Origin of the sequence: Pantoea septica (genome assembly GCF_002095575.1) — a bacterium.
Classification (GTDB): Bacteria; Pseudomonadota; Gammaproteobacteria; order Enterobacterales; family Enterobacteriaceae; genus Pantoea; species Pantoea septica.
This window is the reverse complement of sequence record NZ_MLJJ01000012.1, coordinates 36,528-58,562: the sequence shown is the minus strand read 5'-3', so window position 1 is coordinate 58,562 and position 22,035 is coordinate 36,528. Positions and strand designations below refer to the sequence as shown.

25 protein-coding genes and 2 pseudogenes are annotated in these 22,035 nt (G+C 57.1%); 9 read left to right on the top strand and 18 right to left on the bottom strand.

Translation table 11 applies throughout. The annotated features are described in order from the left end of the window. Positions 1-3 precede the first annotated feature (3 nt). Both oppD and oppF read left to right on the top strand, forming a co-directional pair. A complete protein-coding gene (oppD, locus tag HA46_RS08675; protein WP_033790368.1) occupies positions 4-1,017 on the top strand; it encodes an ABC transporter ATP-binding protein in 1,014 nt (337 codons plus the stop codon). Further along, positions 1,014-2,015: a murein tripeptide/oligopeptide ABC transporter ATP binding protein OppF gene (gene oppF / locus HA46_RS08670; protein WP_033746742.1), complete on the top strand. Its 1,002-nt coding sequence runs from the start codon at positions 1,014-1,016 to the stop codon at positions 2,013-2,015. The genes oppD and oppF overlap by 4 nt, the downstream gene beginning before the upstream one ends. Positions 2,016-2,083: 68 nt before the next feature. Here oppF and HA46_RS08665 read toward each other — a convergent pair whose 3' ends face one another. After that, on the bottom strand, positions 2,084-2,407 hold the full coding sequence (locus HA46_RS08665; RefSeq protein WP_033746744.1) for an HI1450 family dsDNA-mimic protein: 324 nt from the start codon (positions 2,405-2,407) through the stop codon (positions 2,084-2,086). 45 nt (positions 2,408-2,452) lie between these two features. Further along, positions 2,453-3,913, bottom strand: a complete 1,461-nt coding sequence (gene cls / locus HA46_RS08660; protein ID WP_033790366.1) for a cardiolipin synthase — start codon at positions 3,911-3,913, stop codon at positions 2,453-2,455. Between the two features lie 160 nt (positions 3,914-4,073). Here cls and HA46_RS20800 point away from each other — a divergent pair, with 160 nt between their 5' ends. Next, on the top strand, positions 4,074-4,247 hold the full coding sequence (locus tag HA46_RS20800) for a YciY family protein (protein WP_096073261.1): 174 nt from the start codon (positions 4,074-4,076) through the stop codon (positions 4,245-4,247). A gap of 25 nt (positions 4,248-4,272) precedes the next feature. Here the strand turns inward: HA46_RS20800 and HA46_RS21140 are convergent, their stop codons facing one another. Beyond that, positions 4,273-4,446, bottom strand: coding sequence for a hypothetical protein (locus HA46_RS21140; protein ID WP_167626702.1), 174 nt, complete (start codon positions 4,444-4,446; stop codon positions 4,273-4,275). Positions 4,447-4,525: 79 nt separating this feature from the next. After that, complete coding sequence (locus HA46_RS08655; protein WP_033790364.1) at positions 4,526-4,822, bottom strand: YciI family protein; 297 nt, start codon at positions 4,820-4,822, stop codon at positions 4,526-4,528. A gap of 201 nt (positions 4,823-5,023) precedes the next feature. Here HA46_RS08655 and tonB point away from each other — a divergent pair, with 201 nt between their 5' ends. Beyond that, positions 5,024-5,767 carry a TonB system transport protein TonB gene (gene tonB / locus HA46_RS08650; RefSeq protein WP_084883692.1) on the top strand — a complete coding sequence of 248 codons (744 nt, stop codon included), beginning with the start codon at positions 5,024-5,026 and terminating at the stop codon, positions 5,765-5,767. A gap of 28 nt (positions 5,768-5,795) precedes the next feature. On the opposite strand, the gene yciA is transcribed toward tonB, so the two are convergent. The 5 genes and pseudogenes from yciA to HA46_RS08620 all read right to left on the bottom strand — a co-directional run bounded on the left by yciA (position 5,796) and on the right by HA46_RS08620 (position 9,180). Continuing rightward, positions 5,796-6,218: an acyl-CoA thioester hydrolase YciA gene (gene yciA / locus HA46_RS08645; RefSeq protein WP_033790360.1), complete on the bottom strand. Its 423-nt coding sequence runs from the start codon at positions 6,216-6,218 to the stop codon at positions 5,796-5,798. A 65-nt stretch (positions 6,219-6,283) separates the two neighbouring features. After that, entirely contained in the window at positions 6,284-6,823 is a 540-nt protein-coding gene (locus HA46_RS08640; protein WP_033746753.1) for a septation protein A, read from the bottom strand. 59 nt (positions 6,824-6,882) lie between these two features. Continuing rightward, the gene (locus HA46_RS08635) at positions 6,883-7,617 is read right to left on the bottom strand and encodes a YciC family protein (RefSeq protein ID WP_084883690.1); all 735 of its coding nucleotides are present in this window, start codon (positions 7,615-7,617) and stop codon (positions 6,883-6,885) included. A 353-nt stretch (positions 7,618-7,970) separates the two neighbouring features. Beyond that, positions 7,971-8,416 (bottom strand): annotated as a pseudogene (locus tag HA46_RS08630) (Hcp family type VI secretion system effector). A 242-nt stretch (positions 8,417-8,658) separates the two neighbouring features. Continuing rightward, complete coding sequence (locus tag HA46_RS08620) at positions 8,659-9,180, bottom strand: DUF2778 domain-containing protein (protein WP_084883687.1); 522 nt, start codon at positions 9,178-9,180, stop codon at positions 8,659-8,661. A gap of 222 nt (positions 9,181-9,402) precedes the next feature. On the opposite strand from HA46_RS08620, the gene HA46_RS08615 reads away from it, so the two are divergent. Together HA46_RS08615 and HA46_RS08610 are read left to right on the top strand one after the other, a co-directional pair. Further along, positions 9,403-9,642: a hypothetical protein gene (locus HA46_RS08615; RefSeq protein ID WP_084883684.1), complete on the top strand. Its 240-nt coding sequence runs from the start codon at positions 9,403-9,405 to the stop codon at positions 9,640-9,642. Next, positions 9,642-9,962 carry a S24/S26 family peptidase gene (locus tag HA46_RS08610; protein WP_084883681.1) on the top strand — a complete coding sequence of 107 codons (321 nt, stop codon included), beginning with the start codon at positions 9,642-9,644 and terminating at the stop codon, positions 9,960-9,962. Before HA46_RS08615 ends, HA46_RS08610 begins: the two co-directional genes overlap by 1 nt. A gap of 144 nt (positions 9,963-10,106) precedes the next feature. On the opposite strand, the gene HA46_RS20790 is transcribed toward HA46_RS08610, so the two are convergent. Next, entirely contained in the window at positions 10,107-10,829 is a 723-nt protein-coding gene (locus HA46_RS20790; protein WP_143807613.1) for a DUF6602 domain-containing protein, read from the bottom strand. A gap of 232 nt (positions 10,830-11,061) precedes the next feature. Further along, positions 11,062-11,466, bottom strand: a complete 405-nt coding sequence (locus HA46_RS08605; protein ID WP_084883679.1) for a YkgJ family cysteine cluster protein — start codon at positions 11,464-11,466, stop codon at positions 11,062-11,064. A gap of 253 nt (positions 11,467-11,719) precedes the next feature. Between HA46_RS08605 and ompW the strand changes: the two genes are divergently transcribed. After that, the gene (gene ompW, locus HA46_RS08600) at positions 11,720-12,352 is read left to right on the top strand and encodes an outer membrane protein OmpW (RefSeq protein WP_033790354.1); all 633 of its coding nucleotides are present in this window, start codon (positions 11,720-11,722) and stop codon (positions 12,350-12,352) included. Between the two features lie 50 nt (positions 12,353-12,402). Here ompW and HA46_RS08595 read toward each other — a convergent pair whose 3' ends face one another. The 6 genes and pseudogenes from HA46_RS08595 to HA46_RS08565 all read right to left on the bottom strand — a co-directional run bounded on the left by HA46_RS08595 (position 12,403) and on the right by HA46_RS08565 (position 19,423). Then, complete coding sequence (locus HA46_RS08595) at positions 12,403-12,717, bottom strand: BON domain-containing protein (RefSeq protein WP_033746762.1); 315 nt, start codon at positions 12,715-12,717, stop codon at positions 12,403-12,405. A gap of 145 nt (positions 12,718-12,862) precedes the next feature. Continuing rightward, positions 12,863-13,669, bottom strand: coding sequence for a tryptophan synthase subunit alpha (gene trpA / locus HA46_RS08590; RefSeq protein WP_033790353.1), 807 nt, complete (start codon positions 13,667-13,669; stop codon positions 12,863-12,865). After that, complete coding sequence (trpB, locus tag HA46_RS08585) at positions 13,669-14,859, bottom strand: tryptophan synthase subunit beta (protein ID WP_033790352.1); 1,191 nt, start codon at positions 14,857-14,859, stop codon at positions 13,669-13,671. The genes trpA and trpB overlap by 1 nt, the downstream gene beginning before the upstream one ends. Positions 14,860-14,902: 43 nt before the next feature. Beyond that, positions 14,903-16,264, bottom strand: a complete 1,362-nt coding sequence (gene trpCF, locus HA46_RS08580) for a bifunctional indole-3-glycerol-phosphate synthase TrpC/phosphoribosylanthranilate isomerase TrpF (RefSeq protein WP_143807612.1) — start codon at positions 16,262-16,264, stop codon at positions 14,903-14,905. A 2-nt stretch (positions 16,265-16,266) separates the two neighbouring features. After that, positions 16,267-17,861, bottom strand: a pseudogene (trpD, locus tag HA46_RS21305) (bifunctional anthranilate synthase glutamate amidotransferase component TrpG/anthranilate phosphoribosyltransferase TrpD). Beyond that, positions 17,861-19,423 (bottom strand): anthranilate synthase component 1, encoded by a 1,563-nt coding sequence (locus HA46_RS08565; protein ID WP_084883669.1) that lies wholly within the window; start codon positions 19,421-19,423, stop codon positions 17,861-17,863. The pseudogene trpD and the gene HA46_RS08565 overlap by 1 nt, the downstream one beginning before the upstream one ends. 279 nt (positions 19,424-19,702) lie before the next feature. Between HA46_RS08565 and rnm the strand changes: the two genes are divergently transcribed. Together rnm and HA46_RS08555 are read left to right on the top strand one after the other, a co-directional pair. Beyond that, positions 19,703-20,587 carry an RNase RNM gene (gene rnm / locus HA46_RS08560; protein ID WP_033790345.1) on the top strand — a complete coding sequence of 295 codons (885 nt, stop codon included), beginning with the start codon at positions 19,703-19,705 and terminating at the stop codon, positions 20,585-20,587. A gap of 13 nt (positions 20,588-20,600) precedes the next feature. Further along, on the top strand, positions 20,601-21,221 hold the full coding sequence (locus HA46_RS08555; protein ID WP_033790344.1) for an L-threonylcarbamoyladenylate synthase: 621 nt from the start codon (positions 20,601-20,603) through the stop codon (positions 21,219-21,221). Between the two features lie 8 nt (positions 21,222-21,229). Here HA46_RS08555 and HA46_RS08550 read toward each other — a convergent pair whose 3' ends face one another. Beyond that, positions 21,230-21,877, bottom strand: coding sequence for a S1 family serine peptidase (locus HA46_RS08550; RefSeq protein WP_179944750.1), 648 nt, complete (start codon positions 21,875-21,877; stop codon positions 21,230-21,232). Between the last annotated feature and the right edge of the window lie 158 nt (positions 21,878-22,035).

Sequence of the window (22,035 nt, the reverse complement as noted above, 5' to 3'; positions counted from 1 at the left end):
CCGATGACTATTCATGAATTTCAGCCGGCGATGGCCGCCCGCGCGGGAAGCGACCTGTTACTGGAAGTGAAAGATCTGCGCGTCACCTTCCAGACGCATGATGGCGACGTTACGGCGGTCAACGATCTGAACTTCTCGCTGCGCGCCGGCGAAACCCTGGGCATCGTCGGCGAGTCGGGGTCCGGCAAATCGCAAACGGCGTTCGCCCTGATGGGGCTGCTGGCGAAGAACGGCCGCATCGGCGGCACGGCGCTGTTCAACGGCAAAGAGATCCTCAACCTGCCGGAGAAGGCGCTGAATAAGCTGCGCGCCGAGCAGATAGCGATGATTTTCCAGGATCCGATGACCTCGCTTAATCCCTATATGCGCGTCGGCGACCAGCTGATGGAGGTGCTGAAGCTGCACAAGGGGCTGAGCAGCGCGCAGGCGTTCGAGGAGTCGGTGCGTATGCTCGACGCGGTGAAAATGCCGGAAGCGCGCAAGCGCATGAAGATGTTCCCGCACGAGTTTTCCGGCGGTATGCGCCAGCGCGTGATGATTGCCATGGCGCTGCTCTGCCGGCCCAAGCTGCTGATCGCCGACGAACCGACCACGGCGCTCGACGTCACCGTCCAGGCGCAGATCATGACGCTGCTGAATGAGCTGAAGCGCGAGTTCAATACCGCAATCATTATGATCACCCACGATCTGGGCGTGGTGGCGGGCATCTGCGACAAGGTGCTGGTGATGTACGCCGGCCGTACCATGGAGTATGGCCGCGCGCGCGACGTCTTCTACCAGCCGGCGCATCCCTATTCGATCGGGCTGCTGAGCGCGGTGCCGCGTCTGGACGCCGAGGGCGAAAGCCTGACCACCATTCCCGGCAACCCGCCGAACCTGCTGCGCCTGCCGCAGGGCTGCCCGTTTCAGCCGCGCTGCCCGCATGCGATGCCGATCTGCACCCAGGCGCCGCCGCTGCTGCCGTTTGGCGAAGGGCGCCTGCGCGCCTGCTTTAAGCCGGTGGAGGAGTTAGTATGAGTACCGTCGCTGAGAAAAAAGTATTGCTGGAAATCGCCGATCTCAAGGTGCATTTCGACATTAAAGATGGCCGCCAGTGGTTCTGGCAGCCGCCGAAATCGCTCAAGGCGGTGGACGGCGTTAGCCTGCGCCTTTACGAGGGCGAAACCTTAGGCGTGGTCGGCGAGTCCGGCTGCGGCAAATCGACGCTGGCGCGCGCTATCATCGGCCTGGTGAAGGCCACCGACGGGCGCGTCGCCTGGCTGGGTCGCGATCTGCTCGGGCAGAGCGAAGAGGAGTGGCGCAAGGCGCGCAGCGATATCCAGATGATCTTCCAGGATCCGCTGGCCTCGCTTAACCCGCGCATGACCATCGGGGACATCATCGCCGAGCCGCTGCGCACCTATCATCCGAAGATGCCGCGTCAGGAAGTGAAAGATCGCGTCAAAAACATGATGATGAAAGTGGGCCTGCTGCCGAACCTGATCAACCGCTATCCCCATGAGTTCTCGGGCGGCCAGTGTCAGCGTATCGGCATCGCCCGCGCGCTGATCCTTGAGCCGAAGCTGATTATCTGCGACGAGCCGGTTTCGGCGCTCGACGTCTCGATTCAGGCGCAGGTGGTGAATCTGCTGCAGCAGCTGCAGCGTGAGATGGGGCTGTCGCTGATCTTTATCGCGCACGATCTGGCCGTAGTGAAACACATCTCCGACCGCGTGCTGGTGATGTATCTCGGCCACGCCGTCGAGCTGGGCACCTACGACGCGGTCTACAACAACCCGCAGCATCCCTACACGCGGGCGCTGATGTCGGCGGTGCCGATCCCCGATCCGGATCTGGAGAAGAACAAGCAGATCCAGCTGCTGGAAGGGGAGCTGCCGTCGCCCATCAACCCGCCGTCAGGCTGCGTGTTCCGCACCCGCTGCCCGATCGCCGGCCCGGAGTGCGCGAAAACGCGTCCGCTGCTGGAGGGAAGTTTCCGCCATGCGGTCTCCTGCCTGAAGGTGGATCCGCTGTAATAAAAAAAACGCCGGGCAGTGGCCCGGCGTTCATATTGTCGATCAAGCCCGCAATCGGCGCAGGCCGCTTATTCGCGCCAGAGAATATGACACAGCTTATGGTCTTTCTCGCGGCACAGCAGCACGCGCGCGAACACGTCGGTAATCGGCTCGCCGTCCGCTTCGCCGAGCCCAATCACCACCTCAGAGAAGAAGTCCGGGTTAAGATCGAAATCGACGTGCTCTTTCCAGTCTTCCGAGGGATCGAACAGCTCTGCGCCGCCGCGCTCTTCAAACTGCAGGTTGAAAAGAATAATATCCGCCGGATCGAGGTTGTCGCCTGCCAGTTCAAGAAAAATGTCGTAGGCCTGTTCCAGCGTTTCGTCTTCGGTAAGGCGATTATTTAAATCCATGATCGATCCTGTCTGCCCTGAGGCGCGTTGCAATTTCCGCTCGTTTTACAGTAAAGGACTAAAGAAGTAAAACAGTCGTTCAACGATGCGCTGCCACCAGGCACGTTTTGACCATCGTTTGCCGTCCAGCAAACGCGAGCGCGCGATATAGTCGTCCTGCACGCAGGCCAGATCGCTGCCGAAGCCGGCGTCGTCCACCACCAGCGTAATTTCAAAGTTTAGCCACAGGCTGCGCATGTCGAGATTCACCGTGCCGACCAGGCTGAGCTGGCCATCCACCAGCACGCTCTTGGTGTGCAGCAATCCATCCTCAAACTGATAGATCCTGACGCCCGCCTCCAGCAGTTCGCTGAAAAAGGCGCGGCTCGCCCAGCCGACCAGCAGCGAATCGTTATGGCGCGGCACGATGATGCTCACCTCGACGCCGCGCAGCGCCGCCGTGCAGATGGCGTGCAGCAGATCGTCGCTCGGCACGAAGTAGGGCGTGGTCATAATCAGCTGCTCGCGCGCTGAATAGACGGCGGTCAGCAGCGCCTGATGGATCATATCCTCCGGGAAGCCCGGCCCGGAGGCGATGACCTGTACCGTATGGCCGCTCTCGCGTTCAAACGGCATTATGTTGCCGTCGGGCGGCGGCGGCAGAATACGCTTGCCGGTCTCAATCTCCCAGTCGCAGCTGTAGACGATGCCCATGGTGGTGGCGACCGGGCCTTCCATACGCGCCATCAGGTCGACCCACTGGCCAACGCCCGCGTCCTGCTTGAAATAGCGCGGATCCACCAGGTTCATGCTGCCGGTGTAGGCGATATAGTTGTCAATCAAGACCACTTTGCGGTGCTGGCGCAGATCCATACGGCGCAAAAACACGCGCAGCAGGCTGACCTGCAGCGCCTCCACCACGTCAATGCCGGCATTGCGCATCATGCCGACCCAGGGGCTGCGGAAAAAGGTGACGCTGCCCGCCGAGTCGAGCATCAGACGGCAGTGCACGCCGCGCCGCGACGCCGCCATCAGAGATTCGGCCACCTCGTCCGCCAGCCCGCCGGGATGCCAGATATAGAACACCATCTCAATATTGTGGCGCGCCAGCTGGATATCGCGGATAAGCGCCTGCATTACGTCGTCCGAACTGGTGAGCAGCTGCAGCTGATTGCCTTTCACGCCGGCGATGCCCTGGCGATTCTCGCAGAGCTGGAACAGCGAGCGCGCCACGTCGCTGTGTTCGGTGGCGAAAATATGGCTGCGCTGCCTGAGATCGCTCAGCCATTTTGCGGTGGCGGGCCACATGGTGCGCGCGCGCTCCGCGCGGCGCTTTCCCAGATGAAGCTCGCCGAAAGAGAGGTAAGCGATAATACCCACCAGGGGAAGGATATAGATAATCAACAGCCAGGCCATGGCGGAGGTGACCGTGCGGCGCTTCATCAATATACGTAGCGTGACGCCGGCAATCAGCAACCAGTAGCCAAACAGCAGCAACCAGCTGATTAGAGTGTAAAAGGTGGTCATTAAGTGGACATCCCGTTCGCGCTTGGTCAGAGAAGTTTACGTGCTGGCAGGCGACAACGAAACCCCCAATCGCCGCCGGGATCGATAAGAGATCCGAGTTGGCATTAGCGTGGAGATCTTTATAATGCGGCCGCGTGATGTCGAAGCAGGAGAGAAGGTGATGAGAAAAAGCAGAAATGAAGTAGCGCGCTGGAGAATGTTGCGGCAGGCGCATCGCCGTCGCGCCCGCTGGCTGGAAGGCCAGTCGCGTCGCTACAGCCGGATCCACGCGATTCGCCATCAGCTGGCGCAGCAGCAGCGCCGTTCGATTCTGTTTATCACGCAGAATACCTGACCAGAGCCGCCCCAGAGGCGGCTTTTTAGTGGCCTCTGGCGACCAGCACCACATTCACCAGCTGCGCCGCCGCGGCGATTACGATCAGCATCACGATAAGCTGTTTTTTCTGCTTCCATCCGTCACGCCGCCAGATCAGCAGCGCTTTGACGATCAACCCGAGAGCCAGCGCCAGCAGCGCAATCACCAGCCATTGCATCGCGTCCACTCCATGCAAAAGAAATAAAAATGGCTTCGGCGCGGACGCGGAAGCCATCGTGACAAAATCGGTCGGAGGATCAGAAGACGCGTTTAAAGGGTTTTACCGAGACGTTTTTGTAAACGCCGGCCGCGATATAGGGATCGGCCTCTGCCCAGGCCTGCGCGGCTTCCTGCGAGCTGAACTCCGCGATAATCGCTGAACCGGTAAAACCGGCGACGCCAGGATCGTTGCTGTCGACAGCCGGCATCGGTCCGGCGACGATCAGACGGCCTTCATCCTGCAGCAGCTGCAGGCGCGCCAGATGGGCAGGGCGCACCGAGGTGCGTTTTTCCAGAGAATCAGCGTTATCTTCGGCGTAGATAATGTACAGCACTTGAAAGCCCCCATTGGCTCATCATATTTTTGCAACACGGTAAGGGATCGTAAATAAGAGTGCAAACGAAAGATGGCGTAATGCATAAGGGGCAGCAGGCCAGGTTAAAAAACGGCGATATCTGACCATTTTTCAGCAGTTATTGAAACTGATTGCTATTTGCATTTAAAATCGTGGCTTCATTCTCTTACTGCGACTGCTATGACCACGTTGACAATGCCCATTTTAAAACGTACGCCTGTTTCCGTGCTGCTTTCCGTTGTCCTGCACGGTTCAGTTATCGCCGGCATTCTCTATGCCTCGTTTCATCAGGTAATCAACGTTCCTAAGGTATCGCAGCCGATTAGCGTTAGCCTGGTCGCGCCGGAAGTGCAGCCTGAGCCCGCACCTGTGGTAGAGCAGCCAGCGCCACAGCCGGAGCCGGAGCCTGCTCCGGAACCTCAGCCGGTGCCGGAACCGCCCAAAGCCGAGCCGGTGCCGATTCCGGTACCGCAGCCCAAACCTAAACCAAAGCCCAAACCTAAACCGAAAGTAGAGCACAAGCGCGAGGTGAAGCCGCGTCAGGAGGCGAAGCCGCAGGAGAACCCGTTCAAGCAGGACGCGCCGACGACCCAGACCAAACCGACAACCGCGCCGAAATCGACGCCGTCGCCAACGCCGTCGCAGTCAACCTCGCAGGGGCCGAAGGCGCTCAGCGTGTCGAAACCGGGATATCCCGCGCGCGCGCAGGCGCTGCGTATTGAGGGGCGCGTGCAGGTACAGTTTGACGTTGGTGACGACGGGCGCGTGGAAAACATCGCTATTCTCGCCGCGCAGCCGCGCAACATGTTCGAGCGCGAGGTGAAACAGGCGATGAAGCAGTGGCGCTATCAGCCAGGGCGTCCCGGCAAAAACCTGAAGATGACGATTGTCTTCAGAATCAACGGCGGCTCCAGCATCGAATAAAAAAAGCGGTCATCTGACCGCTTTTTCACTACTCCGCCGGTGCGAGATTAGCGCGTCCCGGCGGCAGCGGGCGCGATTTGCCCTCATTATCCACGGCGACATAGATAAACACCGCCTCGGTGGCGCAGTAGGTCTGACCGATAGGTTCCGATGAGACTTTTTTGATCCACACTTCGACATTAATGGTCATAGAACTGTTGCCGGTGCGGATACAGCGCGCGTGGCAGCTTACCACATCGCCGACCGCTACCGGCTTGAGAAACGACATGCCGTCGACGCGCACCGTCACCACGCGTCCTTCCGCAATCTCTTTCGCCAGAATGGCGCCGCCCATATCCATCTGCGACATCAGCCAGCCGCCGAAGATATCGCCATTGGCGTTGGTGTCCGCCGGCATCGCCAGAGTACGCAACACCATTTCGCCTTGCGGCAACTTATGTCTTTCGTCCATTGCTCGACTTCTTATGCAGGTGAAGGCGCGCTGCGCCCGTGAGGCCCGATCTTACCGGGTCGCATTTATTTTTCTTCTTGCTGCGGCATCTGTCGCCAGATGTAAAGTCCGCTAATCAGGGTAAACAGCAGGGTAAGGGCGGTCAGACCAAATACTTTAAAGTTAACCCAAAAGGCTTCAGGCAACCAAAACGCGACGTAAATATTTGCCAGGCCGCAGGCGAGGAAAAAGATCGCCCAGGCGACATTCAGACGGCGCCAGCTGCTTTCCGGCAGCTGGATCTCTTTGCCCAGCAGGCTTTTGATCAGCGGCTGCGCCATAAAGAACTGGCTGTAGAGCAGCGCCAGCGCGAACAGGCTGTAGATCACCGTAACTTTCCATTTAATAAACTCATCGTTATGGAAAACCAGCGTCAGGGTGCCGAAGATCGCCACCAGGGCGAAGGTAAAGATGGTCATCTTCTCTAGCTTGCGATAGAGCACCCAGCTCACGACCAGCGCAAGGCCGGTGGCGACAATCAGCGCGCCAGACGCGACGAAAATGTCGTAAAGCTTATAGAAAATAAAGAAGACCACTAAGGGAAGGAAATCGAGTAACTGCTTCATAGTCATTCCAGTTCAGCGAAAACAACACAAAGCCGCGCGCCCCTCAGGGCGCAGCGCGCTTAACGAACCAGCATATAGAGCCGGAAAAGATAGATAAGCAGCAGGGCGGAGATCAGGTTGCCGATAGCTGTGATGGCGATGGCCAGCACGTTATCAGGCAGCGCCGTCAGCGAGGAAGAGGCGAACAAGAGCGCCATTTTCGCCAGCAGCCAGAGAATAATCGCTGGCGCGATCAGCCTGACGTTTTTCCATGCCAGACGGGAACTGGCGCGCATCGCTGCGAAGATGCCGCTTTTTTCGCTCGCCAGAATCACCGGAGACAGCGACAGCAGAATCGCCAGAATTATGCCAGGCACCATCAGCACCATAAAGCCCAGCTGCACCACCAGGGTGATAAGAAAGGTTTGCAGCAGAAGCTTTGGCAGCAAGGGGGCGGAGGCGCCGATAGCGCGCAGCGCGCTGATGCGCTGTCCGGCGGAGACCATCGGGATCAGGCAGAGCATGCCGCCCAGCAGCAGCGTATTGCCGATCAGCGCGGAGAAGGTGCCGGCCGCAGAGGCGCGCAGCAGAATGCGCTGTTGCTCCGGCGACATATTTTGCACCAGTTCAAACAGCGAAGAGGCGCTGCTATCGCCCTGCTGAAGCTGAGCCAGCTGATCGCCGCCTGGGGTAAAGGCGTGTACCAGAATGACCGTGATGAAGGCGGTCAGTAACGACATCAGCACGATGGTCAACAGCTGGTGGCGGAAAAAATTTCCTGTGTCACGGTATAACGAGCTTGCCGTGATAGACATGTACTCTCCTTGGTGGAACCGGGTTGATTAACCCGCCGATTGTACATGGTCTGGCCCGGCGCTGGCACCCGCAGCGCGATAACTTTCTGTCATGGAAGGTAAAGGAGGGTAAAAGAGGGCGGCGGCAGGCCTAAACTACTCAGGACCGTACGATCGTGGCTGACAGGATTGTGTGTGCAGGAGTTACGTCAGGAGAAAGTTAACCAGCCAAAAGACTCAATCGACCTCCAGTCTGAAATTAATTTTCATGCCTGTCATTATAATAATTTTGCAATTTATAGCCCGGTCATGCCGGGCTTATTCATACGTTAAGCAGTCGATCTTTCATTCCATGCTTCTGTATTTTGAATGTTTCAATCGATAATGCGCCAGGTGATTCTTTCATACTGCAAGCTAATATTTCCTACATGATTAATCTTATCGTTATCCGCTAAATTAACATTAGGGACGCCGCAGTTAACGCCCGTAATTTTTACGTTTTTCATTAAACTGTATAATAACAAACCTTCTGTCCTGCGTCATTTATGTGATAGAAGAGAATTTCGGCGCTTTTCAAGGTTTGCCTGTAGCAGCGGCTTTATAAAAGTATGGGTTAGAACTATCGACTTCATTTTCGATCATCATGGATGAATGCTGGCGTGTTCCAGTAATTTTAACTTTAGCGCCATCCACTGGTAGGTTTATGCCATGACTAAGAACGATGATTTCTATATTACCTTACCGAGCTTGAAACGTCTACCGAGCCTTTGATATCTGCACCACCATCATCTTTAAGCCACATATAAGCAGGAATAGGCATTCTAGATGCCCCTTATTTTTTTGATTACCTTCATTGTTAAGATGTAAAACAGGATGCTTATAATCAACATTATGCCCCAATCTATATATGAATAAGCATCATACATTGAATCAGCGCTTTCATTACCGTTGATAAGTAAAGAGAATTCTCTAGCGATATCATAATTTATGTATAGCTCCGGCGAAGGTAATATATGACCAGCACAAAAAAACAATAGAATAAAATAGAAAAATTTGACAAATTTACGGGCAAGATGTTTTAAAGCCACCAGCAGCCACCTCCACCCATCCGCGAGCCATAAGTGATCGTCTACAGGGAACCGGAATAAGCGAGGTATTCATAAGGGCATTTCGAATTGTGGCAAAATCCGAAATATTGGCAATTGTTATACATCCTTTTGAGACGGTTCCGGGGTGTAGTCTAAAATTACCTCTTTTTACGCCCTCAATCCAGGCGTAATCATCAATCGTCCATCCATCGCGCCAAAGAGCAAACCAGTCAGTTCTGCCAAATTCACGACGTCCAGTGAGTTTATTAAGCTCATCATGTATTTCTGCTTTCTTTTGAGAGAACCAATTACCTTCTTTACGATCAACAATCCAGTATTTGCCAAGAGGTATAGGGCCGATGTTTGGAATTACCCCACAATTCGCATTATTTCGGTAAGCGCCCAGCCCAGAATGGGCCATAAATACTCCGACGCCATAAAGATTGAAAGGTGCATAATCAGCACCATTAAGAATCATCTTTCCATGTAGAGCCATGCTCGATCCTTAAGTAAATTAGAGGTTAGTTGGTCGTCTGTAGTAGGCCAAAGCAAATCTTGCACAAGGATAACAGAAGCCAACTCTTTCCAATATTATGCAATGTGACTATCCAGTAAACAGTCAACGTGAATTTTTTAATCCTCATTTGATAACTTATGTAACTTGGAAATTACTCTCACAGGATGCGCTGTATGTATATGCCGTTTATTTTAGGCGGTTATGCCGCGTGAATATGAGATAAAGATCGCATTCAGCAATGCTGTTGCAATGGACGTAAAAGGTCGTCAGATAGTCACTACCATCGACTTTCGGGTGACGCTTGAAAGGTACAACCACATCTGGACGCAAGACCAGTGCAACCGCTGGCTCAAACGTTATCAGCCATTCTTTTTGGAGCAGGTCACAGAGCGGGGCGAAAACCGAATCTGGGCACTGCGCAACATGGGATATGTTACCTGATGGGTTTTCAGTCGTCTGCGCAGGATTATATTGAGCGCCGTCTCACGGTTAACGACCTTGTGGTGCATAACCCTAGCTCTACGCTGATAGTCGAACGTGATAACGGGCTGCTGATAATTGACCGCATTGCGCATATTGCGGTTGGCGATAAAGTTGTGCTGCTGCATGAAGGGGAGACGCTAATAGCTCGTATGGGTGAGCAATGTTTGATTACTGAAGATTGGCGGCGCATTGCCGGGGAAGAGCTAGAACATATGATAATACTTGGAAAAATTACTTATGAAATTCTGAGGGTATGGAGTATTAATAGCCTAATCTAGTCATCTGAGGTCTATTAAGTTTAAGATCATTTTTTCATGATTCTTGTATTGCAATTCATCGGCATAAAAAGCAGCCTTTATAGGCTGCTTGAATTAGGAGTTTGATATATGCGAAAGGTTCTGAACCTCTCCTGTGAGATTTTTTTAACTAAGCCAGTCAAGAAGGCTGCAATTTTTACGGGAAGCCGCAGAGGCTTCAATGAAATGTAAAAAAATAGAGAGGTAATGCCTTATTAACTCAGAATCAGATATATTGCCTGGTAAACCTAATGTATATCCCTTAGATTCAGCATTCATGAACAAACCTCTTTTGGGAATGCAGAACATAACATTCCCGATATCGACCATTTTTCGCTGCTCAATCCATTCATCCGCTACTTTAGGTAAGCTTGCCAAAGTTGACTGATATGCAAAAGCACTTACTAAAGGGTAAGTAGCAAGACCCTGATCTAGATTTCCACTTACAGCTACTTTTAAGCCATCTGGATTATTCGGATGTAATGCCCAGGCTAGGTTTAGTACTTGGTTTACATCGGTGTTTACGAGGTTGGATTTTATCTCAATCACTCTGTGAACACTATCTATTGGATAAACTCCATTAGTTTCAGAGTCAACAACCGGAGGGATTTGTCGTTTGTCGTATATGATAATGTCAGCCTGCGGCGAAGACCGATCCCATTTATCAATAATAATTCCTGAACCTACTCCAAAATGATAGGGAAGTATTGATCTCAAAATTTCGGCTATAAAGTTTTCTCTTAAGCTTCCTTTTACAACAGGATGCGCAATTTGAGAGATGGCATCAGAAGTTTGCAACGCGCTTGTTATCTTGTTTTCGAGGATGCTAGTAAGAAATTTGCTGGGCATTGTTAACCAAACCTTTAGTATAGGAATTCAGTAAACCACTTCTAATATAAATGCTGCTAGTATTTCAATTGTCTTTAATAAATTAATTCTGAAATGTTAACTTATATCAAATTTCAAGATGAACTATTCGCGTCTTAACGTATGGGCTGCGCCTTTTGAAATAGGAACGTCAGACGCAGCCATAAAAGCAAGATGTGTACACGGCCGTGTACATAATCCATTAGTCCCCAATCTAACCAGCTTCCTGAGCCTTTCCAGCATTGGTTTTAGGTGTTTTTTCTGCCATATAAGGTAAAGAAGGGTGAAAAAGAGGCGGCAGACCATAGCGAGCGCGGGCGCGATCGCAGGCTTCGTTATAAATGCCGTTTTCACCCGACATGGCGAATTCGCGACAGGGCGAGGGGCGCTGCGCATAGATGCCGCAGGAGGTGCAGCTGCCCGGCTCGCCCAGCAATGCCACGCAGCGCGGTTCACGCGCGTTGGTGCCGCGCATATTGCGCATCAGCAGGCTCAACGGCTCGGTGAGTTCGGCCGGAACAGCGCCGCCGGCGTCATCGGCTTCAGCCCAGTAAAAGGAGACGCGGAAATGGGCGCAGCAGGCGCCGCAGGTCATGCAAGGGTTTACATTATCGCTCATTTGATCGCCCGCCACTCCTGAGGCATCGAACCAAAATCAACACGGGAAAAAAGCAAAATAGTCACGCCGCTAAATTTCTTCAAGCGAAATTTCACGTAAGACTGCAGGGCTAAAATTGATCTAAATCAATGTCTTGTTTTTTAAGTGGTTTTTCGTGATTGATTTAGATGCATTTTTTGCCAAATCCCGTTAGAACGTTGCCCACAACGTCACACCATAATTCCCCCCGTTTATCTTGTGCAAAGGAGTGATCATGAAACTGGCAAAATGCGCTTTCTTACTGGCAATGGCTCTACCGCAACTGGCGATGGCTCATGAAGCAGGCGATTTCTTTATGCGCGCCGGCAGCGCGACGGTTCGTCCTACCGAAGGTTCCGATAATGTGTTGGGCATGGGCGGTTTCGACGTCAGCAACAATACCCAGCTCGGCCTGACCTTTACCTGGATGGCGACCGACAACATCGGCGTCGAACTCCTTGCGGCGACGCCGTTCCGCCACAAGGTGGGCCTGGGCGCCACCGGCACCCTGGCAACGGTACGCCAGCTGCCCCCGACCCTGATGGCGCAGTATTACTTCTTCGACAGCCAGAGCAAGGTGCGGCCCTACGTCGGGGTGGGCATCAACTACACCACCTTCTTCGATACGGATTTCAATCAGACCGGACGTGACGCCGGGCTCAGCGACCTTAGCGTGAAAGATTCGTGGGGCGTGGCGGGACAGGTCGGGCTCGACTACCAGATTAACCGCAACTGGATGCTGAACGCTTCGCTCTGGTATATGGATATCGACACCGAAGTGAAGTTCAAGGCGGGCGGCAAGCAGCAGAATATCGATACGCGCATCGATCCTTTCGTCTTCTTTTTCGGCGCGGGCTACCGCTTCTGATAAAAAAAGGCCGCGAATCGCTCGCGGCCTTTTGCTTTTTGACGTCTGCGTTATTTAATCTGCATATTGTTCACAACAGACTTCACGCCTTTAACGGTACGGGTCACTTCTACCGCGCGGCTGGCCATCTGCGGCGAGCTGACAAAACCGCTAAGCTGGACGCGGCCCTTAAAGGTTTCAACGTTAATCTCGCGTGATTTGAGTTCATCGTCATTCAGCAGCTGTGCTTTGACTTTGGTGGTGATTACCGTGTCGTCGATATAACCACCGGTACCTTCCTGCTTCGCCGTCGGCGCACAGGCGCTCAGCGTTAGCGCAACAACCACGGCGACCAGCGCGCCTGCAAGGACTTTAAACAATTTCATCGCTTCTCTCCCTGTCTCGAACAAGATGCGCCGTTACCATAACGGCGCGCAAATCAAGTGTGGGCGTGAAAAGCGAAAGCGGCAACGTCGGGATGTAAAAAAGAGTGAAAAATCATGCTCCCTCAGCGGAGAGAGCATGAAAAGATCAGCGGGTGGCGGCTTTCAGGCTGCTGGCGAAGGCGGTCAGTTTCGCCAGCATCTCTTCCGGCTGCGCATGGTGCTGCTCAATGATTTTCACAATCGCCGAGCCGGAGATGGCGCCCGCCGCGCCCGCGCTGAGCGCCTCTTTGACCTGCGCCGGTTCGGAGATGCCGAATCCCTGCAGCGGCGGCGCGGCGTTGTATTCGCGCAGTTTGTCAATCAGGCGCTGCAGCGGCAGGCTGCTGGCGCGATTTTCCGCGCCGGTCACGCCTGCGCGCGACAGCAGATAAGTGTAGCCGCGGCCGTGAGAGGCGACCTCGCGCAGCAGATCGTCGCTGGCGTTAGGCGGACAGATAAAGATCGGCGCGATACCGTGGCGCAGCGCCGCCTGGCGGAACGGCGCCGACTCTTCGACCGGCACATCCGCCACCAGCACTGAATCAACCCCCGCTTCGGCGCAGCGCGCATAGAAGGCGTCGATGCCGTTGGCGAACACCAGGTTGGCGTACATCAACAGGCCGACAGGCAGATCGGGATATTTGCTACGCACGCTGCTGAGCAGTTCGAAACACTGCGCGGTTGTTGTGCCAGCCGCGAAGGCGCGCAGGGTGGCGTTCTGAATGGTGGGACCATCCGCCAGCGGATCGGAAAAGGGAATGCCCAGCTCCAGCGCGTCGGCGCCGCCCGCGACCAGCGCGTCGATCACGTTTAACGACAGCGCCGGCGAGGGATCGCCCAGCGTCACGAAGGGCACGAAAGCGCCTTCTTTGCTGGCCTGCAAACGCGTAAAAAGCTGTTGATAACGCTCCATCAGATTTCTCCCTGCGCAGTCAGAATATCGTGAACGGTGAAGATGTCTTTATCGCCGCGGCCCGAAAGGTTAACGACCAGCAGCTGCTCTTTCTCTGGATTCGCGCGGACCATCTTCAGCGCGTGGGCGAGGGCGTGCGACGACTCCAGCGCCGGAATAATGCCTTCTGCACGGCAGAGTTCCTTGAAGGCAGCCAGCGCTTCATTATCGGTAATCGACACATAATCGGCGCGGCCGATGCTGTTGAGGTGCGCATGCTGCGGGCCAACTGAGGGGAAGTCGAGGCCGGCGGAGATAGAGTAGGACTCTTCGATCTGCCCCTCGTCGGTCTGCATCATCGGCGACTTCATGCCGAAATAGATGCCGACGCGGCCATGCTTGAGCGGCGCGCCGTGCTCGCCGGTCTCAATGCCGTGGCCGGCAGGCTCGACGCCGATCAGCCCGACGCTCTCCTCATTGATAAAGTCGGCGAACATGCCGATGGCGTTCGAGCCGCCGCCGACGCAGGCGATAACCGCATCAGGCAGGCGCCCCTCTTTTTCCAGAATCTGCGCTTTCGTCTCTTCGCCGATCATGCGCTGGAACTCGCGCACGATAGTCGGGAAGGGATGCGGGCCCGCCGCGGTGCCAAGCATATAGTGCGCGGTCTCGTAGCTGCCGGACCAGTCGCGCAGCGCCTCGTTGCAGGCGTCTTTCAGCGTGGCGGAGCCGCTGTGCACCGGGATCACCTCGGCGCCCATCAGTCGCATACGGAAGACGTTAGGAGACTGGCGCTCGACATCTTTCGCGCCCATATAGATGCGGCACTTCATGCCGAGCAGCGCACACGCCAGCGCCGAGGCGACGCCGTGCTGGCCCGCGCCGGTTTCAGCGATGATTTCATTTTTGCCCATGCGTTTCGCCAGCAGCGCCTGGCCCAGCACCTGGTTGGTTTTGTGCGCGCCGCCGTGCAGCAGATCTTCGCGCTTCAGGTAGAGGCGCGTTTTCGTGCCTTTGGTCAGGTTGCTGCAGAGCGTCAGCGCCGTCGGGCGTCCCGCATAGTTTTTCAGCAGATCGGTGAATTCCGCCTGAAACGCCGGGTCTTTCTGCGCATCGACAAAGGCCGCTTCCAGCTGTTGCAGCGCCGGCATCAGGATCTGCGGCACATACATGCCGCCAAAGTCGCCAAAATAGGGGTTCAGTAGAGTCATGGTTTCATCTTCCTTATAGGCCCGCCGCAGCGGGCCTGACAAATCAGTAGGCGCGCAGCGTGCGGAAAACCGCCGCAATTTTGCTGGCATCTTTGATGCCGGGCGCGCTTTCCACGCCGGAGTTGAAGTCAAGGCCCGCGCAGCCGAGGCGCGCCGCTTCTACGCAGTTGTCCGCGCCCAGGCCGCCGGCAAGCAGCACGTCGCTTAAATCTTGATCCTGCAGCAGCGACCAGTCAAAGCGTTCGCCGCTGCCGCCGTTGCCGTTGTCAAAGACGTAGCGGTCGACGTGCGGCCAGTCGCGCGCGGGCAGCGCGCTTTTAATGCTCAGCGCTTTCCAGATGGCGACGCCGGCGGGCAGCGCGGCGCGCAGCTCTGCAACACAGGCGCGATCTTCGTCTCCGTGCAGCTGAACGGCGCTCAGGCGCAGCGTCTCGGCCAGCGTGACAACGTCACTAATAGCGCTGTTGCGGAACACGCCGACGTAGCGCAGCGGCGCGCCGGCCATGACCTGCTGCGCCTGCGACGCGTCGAGTCGGCGCGGCGAACCCTCGGCGAAGATCAGGCCACCGTAAAGCGCGCCGGCCTCAAAGGCGGCGCGCGCGTCTTCCGCTCGCGTCAGCCCGCACACTTTGTTATCGCCCAGCAGCACGCGACGCACCGCAGCCGCCAGGTCCGGCTCTTCCATCAGCGCCGAGCCGATCAGGAAGCCGTTGGCGAAGTGGCTCAGTTCGCGCACCTGCGCATAGTTATGAATGCCCGATTCGCTGATCACCGTCACGCCGTGCGACAGGCGCGGCGCCAGCTGACGCGTGCGGTCGAGATCGATCGACATATCGCGCAGATCGCGGTTGTTGATGCCGACCACTTTCGCTTCCAGCGCAATGGCGCGCTCCAGCTCGTCTTCGTTGCTGACCTCGGTCAGCACGCCCATCTTCAGGCTGTGCGCCACGGCGGCCAGCTGGCGATACTCGTCGTCGTTCAAGACCGACAGCATCAGCAGGATGGCGTCAGCCTGATAGTGGCGCGCCAGGTAGATCTGATAGGGATCGATAATAAAGTCTTTGCACAGCACCGGCTGCGTAAGCGCCGCGCTGACGATCGGCAGAAAGTCGAAGCTGCCCTGGAAATATTTCTCGTCAGTCAGCACCGAGACGGCGGAGGCGTAGTGGCGATAAACGCCCGCGATGGCCGCCGGGTCGAAATCGTCGCGGATCAGCCCTTTGGAAGGGGACGCTTTTTTGCACTCCAGAATAAACACGGTGCGCGCGCCCTGCAGCGCGTGATAAAAGCTGCGGGAGGCGGGCTGCACGTCATTCTGAAAGGAGGCGAGCGGCTGTTGCGCCTTGCGCGCTTCGACCCACTGCGCTTTATCCTGAACAATCTTCTCTAAAATCGTACCTTGCATGGTTATCCTCTTGCTGCCAGAGCGACAACGCGTTCATAGGCTTGTCCGCTGCGGATCGCCTGAAGCGCACGCTGCGCGTTTTCACGCAAATCTTCATGACCGAATACTTTCAACAACATCGCCACGTTGACGGCGACCGCTTTCTCATGGGCCTGCTGGCCATTACCCTGAAGTAAACGGGTCAGAATGTCACGGTTTTCTTCCGGCGTACCGCCCGCCAGCGCTTCCTTGGGATGGAAACCGAAACCGAAGTCTTCCGGCGTGAGCTGATAGCGGGTGATTTCGCCGTCGCGCAGTTCGGCGACGTGGGTTTCGCTGTGCAGCGCCACCTCATCCATACCGCCGCCGTGCACCACCGCGGCGCGCTGGTAGCCCAGCACCTTCAGGGTCTGGGCGATCGGCAGCACCAGTTCTGGGCTGTAGACGCCGATCACCGCCAGCGGCGGCCGCGCCGGGTTGATCAGCGGGCCGAGTACGTTGAACAGCGTGCGGGTTTTCAGCTGCTGGCGCACCGGCATCGCATGGCGAAAGCCGGTGTGATACTGCGGCGCGAACAGGAAGCAGACATTGAGGTCGTCCAGCGCCGCGCGCGCCTGCTCGGCGGGCATATCCAGGCTGATGCCGAACGCCGCCAGCAGATCGGAGGAACCCGACTTGCTGGAGACGCTGCGATTGCCGTGCTTCGCCACTTTCAGCCCGCAGGTGGCGGCGACGAAGGCGCTGGCGGTGGAAATATTGATGCTGTTGCTGCCGTCGCCGCCGGTGCCGACGATATCGGCAAAGGCGTAGGTCGGGCGCGGAAAGGGGCGGGCGTCTTCCAGCAGCGCGCTGGCGGCACCCGCGATCTCCTGCGGCGATTCGCCGCGCACCTTCATGGCGATCAGCGCGGCGGCAAGCTGCGTCGGCTCCAGCTGACCGGTAATAATGGCGCTGAACAGCTGATGGCTTTCGCCCTGAGTCAGCGACTGCGCCTGATAGAGTTTTTCCAGGATGGCATGCATGATCATTCTCCCTGTGATGTCGCCAGCGCCCAGGCCAGCGTCTGCTCCAGCAGACGGGCGCCCTGAGTGGTCAGGATGGATTCAGGATGGAACTGGAAGCCGCAGACGCGATCGGCGTCGTGGCGCACCGCCATCACCATGCCGTTGTAGCTGGCGTTGACCGTCAGCTCCGTCGGCGTATTGCTGCCCACCAGCGAGTGATAGCGCGCGACCGGCAGCGGGTTGCTCAGTCCGGCGAACATCGCTTCGCCGTCGTGATTCACGGCGGAGGCTTTGCCGTGCAGGATTTCGCCCGCCTGGCCGACATGGCCGCCGTAGGCTTCGACAATCGCCTGGTGACCGAGGCAGATGCCGATAATCGGCAGGCGCCCGCGCAGGGTTCGCAGCAGCTCCGGCATGCAGCCGGCGTCTTTCGGCGCGCCCGGGCCCGGCGATAGCATCAGCACCGGATTCTCCATGCGCTGCAGGCGTTCGGTCAGGACCGAAGCCGGCACGCTGTTGCGGTAGATCACCACGTTGTGGCCGAAGGCGCGCAGCTGATCAACGAGGTTATAGGTAAAGGAGTCGATGTTATCGAGCAGCAGGATATCGGCCATCAGAAAATCTCCTGGCAGTGATGGGCAGTCGCGATGGCGCGCAGCACGGCGCGCGCTTTGTTGCGGCTTTCGTCCGCTTCAGCATGCGGGTTGGAGTCGAGCACCACGCCGGCGCCCGCCTGTACGGTGGCGACGCCGTCCTCCACCCAGGCGGAACGAATAACGATACAGGTGTCGAGGTCGCCGTTGGCGGTGAAGTAGCCGACCGCGCCGCCGTAGCTGCCGCGGCGCGTGCCTTCCGCTGCGGCGATCAGCTGCATGGCGCGCACTTTCGGCGCCCCGCTCAGGGTGCCCATGTTCATACAGGCGCGGTAGGCGTGCAGCACGTCGAGGTCTTCGCGCAGCGTGCCGACCACGCGCGACACCAGATGCATCACGAACGAGTAACGGTCGACCTTGGTCAGGTCGGCGACGTAGCGGCTGCCCGGCACGCAGATGCGCGCCAGATCGTTGCGCGCCAGATCCACCAGCATCAGATGTTCGGCCAGCTCTTTATGATCGGTGCGCATCTCCAGCTCGATGCGGCTGTCGAGATCGCGATCCAGCGAACCGTCGGCGTGTCGGCCGCGCGGACGCGTGCCGGCAATCGGGTAGATCTCGATCTGGCGCGTGGCGGCGTCATACTTCAGCGAGCTCTCCGGCGAGGCGCCAAACAGCGCGAAATCGCGATCCTGCATAAAGAACATGTAGGGGCTGGGATTGCTGTTTTTCAGCGTGTCGTAGGCGGCGAGCGGCGACGGGCAGGGCAGTGAAAAGCGGCGCGACGGCACGACCTGGAAAATTTCGCCGATGCGAATCGCTTCCTGCATCTGACGCACGGTGTCGCAATAGGCTTCGTCGCTCTGGCTGACGCTCAGCGTCATCTGCTCGACTTTCTGCACCGGCAGCGCCGGCGCGGGCTGCAGCATCTGGCCGTGCAGCTGCTCGATACGGCTTTGCAGACGCTGGAATTCGCTGGTGGAGGGGCAAAACAGGCTCGCCTGCAGCGTGGCGCTGCGCGTCTGATGATCGAGCACCAGCAGCGTCTCTGCCAGGTAGAAGCAGTAGTCGGGGCAGCGCTGCTGATTGTCCAGCGCGGGCAGCTCCTCAAAGCCCGCCACCAGATCATAGGCGAACAGGCCGCCCAGCAGCACCGCTTCGCGCTCGTCCGCCGGTGCGTTCACCAGGCGTGGGATCAGGCGCAGCGCGTCGAAAACCGACAGCGCCTGCAGGCGTGAGTCTTCATCCTGCACCGCGTCGGCGGACGGGAAGTGCAGCTCGCGGCCGTCCGGACGCGGTTCGATTTTCACGCCGGCAGGCAGCGCCGCGTCGAGCAGCGGCAGCAGCGCGCGACCGTTTTCCGACAGGGCCTGCACCGTTACGCAGGATCCCAGCGCGCTGACGCGCAGGGCGCTGTCGACGATCAGCAGACTCTTAAGATTCTGTTTGCTGTCGATATCTGCCGATTCGAGCAGCAGCGTTGCCGGACGTGCGCCGCATAACTGATGAAACACTGCGGCCGGATCTTCGCGGTAGGGCGCGGTGCCGGTAATCAACTTCACTGTAGGTTTCGCATTTGGCATGATGTTCTCTCTGAAATTCGCCTAAAAAAAAGCCCGCTTTAAGCGGGCTCGGGTCTCTGCACTGCGTTACGCAAGGGGTGCTGGACGTTGCCCGTCGGGGGAAACATCGCGCCACCAGCCTGCAGAAAGCATCAAAATCGTCGCCATGACAGAGAACCCGTTTAGTTGTGAACTTGTGTACTAGTTAACGGGTTCAAAGGATAAAAGTCAATACGCTTTTTCACCCGCGCATAAAATCGTTATCATGCTGGCCGCTTCATCGTGCAGCAGGAGTGCCATTTGAACGAGATTGCCCGTTTTCCTCTTTATGATTTACACAGCCACACCCGCGCCTCCGACGGGCTGTTGACGCCCGAGGCGCTGGTAGAGCGCGCCGTCGCTATGCGCGTCGGCGTACTGGCGATTACCGATCACGACAGCGTGGCGGGCGTGGCCGCGGCGCAGCGCGCCGTTAGCGAGCAGGCGCTGCCGCTTAAGGTGCTGGCGGGCGTAGAGGCGTCAACGCTGTGGGAAAACCATGAGATTCATATCGTTGGGCTGAACATCGATATCAGCCATCCGGCGATGATCCTTTTTCTGGCGGAGCAGGCGCGCTGTCGTCAGGCGCGCGCAGAGCTGATCGCCGAGCGCCTGGAGAAGGCGCGCATCCCTGGCGCGCTGGCTGGCGCCGCGCGGCTGGCGGATGGCGGTGTTATTACACGCGGCCACTTCGCCCGCTTTTTAATGGAGCAGGGCAAAGCCGATACGGTGGCCCAGGTGTTCAAAAGCTATCTGGCGCGCGGCAAAACCGGCTACGTTCCACCGCAATGGTGTACAATTAAACAAGCCATTGATGCCATTCACCATTCTGGCGGCTGTGCGGTGCTGGCGCACCCAGGCCGCTACGGTTTGTCGGCGAAGTGGCTGAAGCGGCTTATCGCGCATTTCCGCGAAGCGGGCGGCGACGCTATGGAAGTCGCGCAGTGCCAGCAGGCGCCCAATGAACGCGCGCAGCTGGCGCAGTACGCCCGCGATGCCGATCTGGCTGGATCGCAAGGTTCCGATTTTCACCAACCCTGTCCGTGGATTGAGCTGGGCCGCAAACTCTGGCTGCCGGCCGGCGTCGAGCCGGTATGGGAACGTTTCCCGGCGCTGGCGCCCGCAGGCTCTGACGCGGACAGGTGATACGAGGTTTTTTATGAGTCAACTGTTTCACATTCACCCGGACAATCCGCAGCCGCGCCTGGTTTCGCAGGCGGTCGACTACCTCAACAAGGGCGGAGTGATCGTCTATCCTACCGACTCCGGCTACGCGCTGGGCTGTCGTCTGGAAGAGAAAAACGCGCTGGAGCGTATCTGCCGCATTCGTCAGCTGGACGGCAATCACAACTTCACGCTGATGTGTCGCGATCTGTCGGAAATCTCCAACTATTCGCAGGTGGATAACAGCGCCTTTCGCCTGCTGAAAAACAACACGCCGGGCAGCTATACCTTTATTCTGAAGGCGACCAAAATCGTGCCGCGTCGTCTGATGAACGACAAGCGTAAAACCATCGGGCTGCGCGTGCCGTCCAATCCGATTGCGCTGGCGCTGCTGGAGGCGCTCAACGAGCCGATGATGTCGACCTCGCTGATCCTGCCGGGCAACGATTTCACCGAATCGGATCCGGAAGAGATCCAGCACAGCATTGGCAAGCTGGTCGATTTAATTATCGACGGCGGCACGCTGGGACAGCAGCCGACAACGGTTGTCGATCTCACCAGCGATGCGCCCGCGATCGTGCGCGAAGGTTCAGGCGATACCCGGCCTTTCCTGTAACAGCCTGGTCAGGCGCCGCTCTGCGCCGTCTGACCAATATTTTGTTTCAGCCAGTTTTGAAAGTCGGAATAGGGAATATAGAGCGACACATCTTTTAAAACGGTTTTTCCGCTGCTGCTGCTTTTTATTTCATCGCTGAAACCGACAATCACACCGCCCAGCGTATTATCCGCATTATAGACCGCGCCGCCGGACATCCCTTTCACTACGCCTGCATTTGACGCCATCGCCATACAGGGTTTTTTATTCCAGCTGTTGCGAATGGCAGTGCGCGCTAAATTACTGCCCGACGATTCAACCGGCATGGCGGAAATAAAACTGTAGCCGTACATTTTGACCGGATCGCCGATGGCGCCGCTGCGGAATTTCGCCAGCGTGGCCGCGTCATTTTTGTGGTAAATGATCGCCAGATCGCAATAGGGGTGATACGCCTTTACGCGCTGCACGGCAAACTTCGCCACGTGCGCCGCCGTCAGGCTATATTCAGGCGTGATGGGAATGCTGCTGCCCAGCGTGCCGAGCCCGAGAACCGTAGGAATGCCGGTGAAACTCATGTCCACGTGCTGCATTGCCGTACGGCTATATTCGGTATGGCCCACAGAGCAACCGCTCAAAGCCAGCGCAGCAAACGCCGGCCATAAGAACAGTTTTCTCATGGTGATTATCTTCATGCTGGCATGTCGGAAAATCCCTGGTGAAGATTTTTGACATGCAATTTCAGACTCATCATTGAGCCGTATTAACGCTGCATTTCCGGTAGCGCCGGTTTATTTTTTAGAGAAACTGCAAAGAGTAAGTTAAATTCTCGTTAATC

Bases quoted from the DNA above. Each gene is read 5' to 3' on its own strand.
- oppD (WP_033790368.1), top strand. From the start codon at position 4: ATGACTATTCATGAATTTCAGCCGGCGATGGCCGCCCGCGCGGGAAGC.
- oppF (WP_033746742.1), top strand. From the start codon at position 1,014: ATGAGTACCGTCGCTGAGAAAAAAGTATTGCTGGAAATCGCCGATCTC.
- HA46_RS08665 (WP_033746744.1), bottom strand. From the start codon at position 2,407: ATGGATTTAAATAATCGCCTTACCGAAGACGAAACGCTGGAACAGGCC.
- cls (WP_033790366.1), bottom strand. From the start codon at position 3,913: ATGACCACCTTTTACACTCTAATCAGCTGGTTGCTGCTGTTTGGCTAC.
- HA46_RS20800 (WP_096073261.1), top strand. From the start codon at position 4,074: ATGAGAAAAAGCAGAAATGAAGTAGCGCGCTGGAGAATGTTGCGGCAG.
- HA46_RS21140 (WP_167626702.1), bottom strand. From the start codon at position 4,446: ATGCAATGGCTGGTGATTGCGCTGCTGGCGCTGGCTCTCGGGTTGATC.
- tonB (WP_084883692.1), top strand. From the start codon at position 5,024: ATGACCACGTTGACAATGCCCATTTTAAAACGTACGCCTGTTTCCGTG.
- yciA (WP_033790360.1), bottom strand. From the start codon at position 6,218: ATGGACGAAAGACATAAGTTGCCGCAAGGCGAAATGGTGTTGCGTACT.
- HA46_RS08640 (WP_033746753.1), bottom strand. From the start codon at position 6,823: ATGAAGCAGTTACTCGATTTCCTTCCCTTAGTGGTCTTCTTTATTTTC.
- HA46_RS08635 (WP_084883690.1), bottom strand. From the start codon at position 7,617: ATGTCTATCACGGCAAGCTCGTTATACCGTGACACAGGAAATTTTTTC.
- HA46_RS08620 (WP_084883687.1), bottom strand. From the start codon at position 9,180: ATGGCTCTACATGGAAAGATGATTCTTAATGGTGCTGATTATGCACCT.
- HA46_RS08615 (WP_084883684.1), top strand. From the start codon at position 9,403: ATGCCGCGTGAATATGAGATAAAGATCGCATTCAGCAATGCTGTTGCA.
- HA46_RS08610 (WP_084883681.1), top strand. From the start codon at position 9,642: ATGGGTTTTCAGTCGTCTGCGCAGGATTATATTGAGCGCCGTCTCACG.
- HA46_RS20790 (WP_143807613.1), bottom strand. From the start codon at position 10,829: ATGCCCAGCAAATTTCTTACTAGCATCCTCGAAAACAAGATAACAAGC.
- HA46_RS08605 (WP_084883679.1), bottom strand. From the start codon at position 11,466: ATGAGCGATAATGTAAACCCTTGCATGACCTGCGGCGCCTGCTGCGCC.
- ompW (WP_033790354.1), top strand. From the start codon at position 11,720: ATGAAACTGGCAAAATGCGCTTTCTTACTGGCAATGGCTCTACCGCAA.
- HA46_RS08595 (WP_033746762.1), bottom strand. From the start codon at position 12,717: ATGAAATTGTTTAAAGTCCTTGCAGGCGCGCTGGTCGCCGTGGTTGTT.
- trpA (WP_033790353.1), bottom strand. From the start codon at position 13,669: ATGGAGCGTTATCAACAGCTTTTTACGCGTTTGCAGGCCAGCAAAGAA.
- trpB (WP_033790352.1), bottom strand. From the start codon at position 14,859: ATGACTCTACTGAACCCCTATTTTGGCGACTTTGGCGGCATGTATGTG.
- trpCF (WP_143807612.1), bottom strand. From the start codon at position 16,264: ATGCAAGGTACGATTTTAGAGAAGATTGTTCAGGATAAAGCGCAGTGG.
- HA46_RS08565 (WP_084883669.1), bottom strand. From the start codon at position 19,423: ATGCCAAATGCGAAACCTACAGTGAAGTTGATTACCGGCACCGCGCCC.
- HA46_RS08555 (WP_033790344.1), top strand. From the start codon at position 20,601: ATGAGTCAACTGTTTCACATTCACCCGGACAATCCGCAGCCGCGCCTG.
- HA46_RS08550 (WP_179944750.1), bottom strand. From the start codon at position 21,877: ATGAGAAAACTGTTCTTATGGCCGGCGTTTGCTGCGCTGGCTTTGAGC.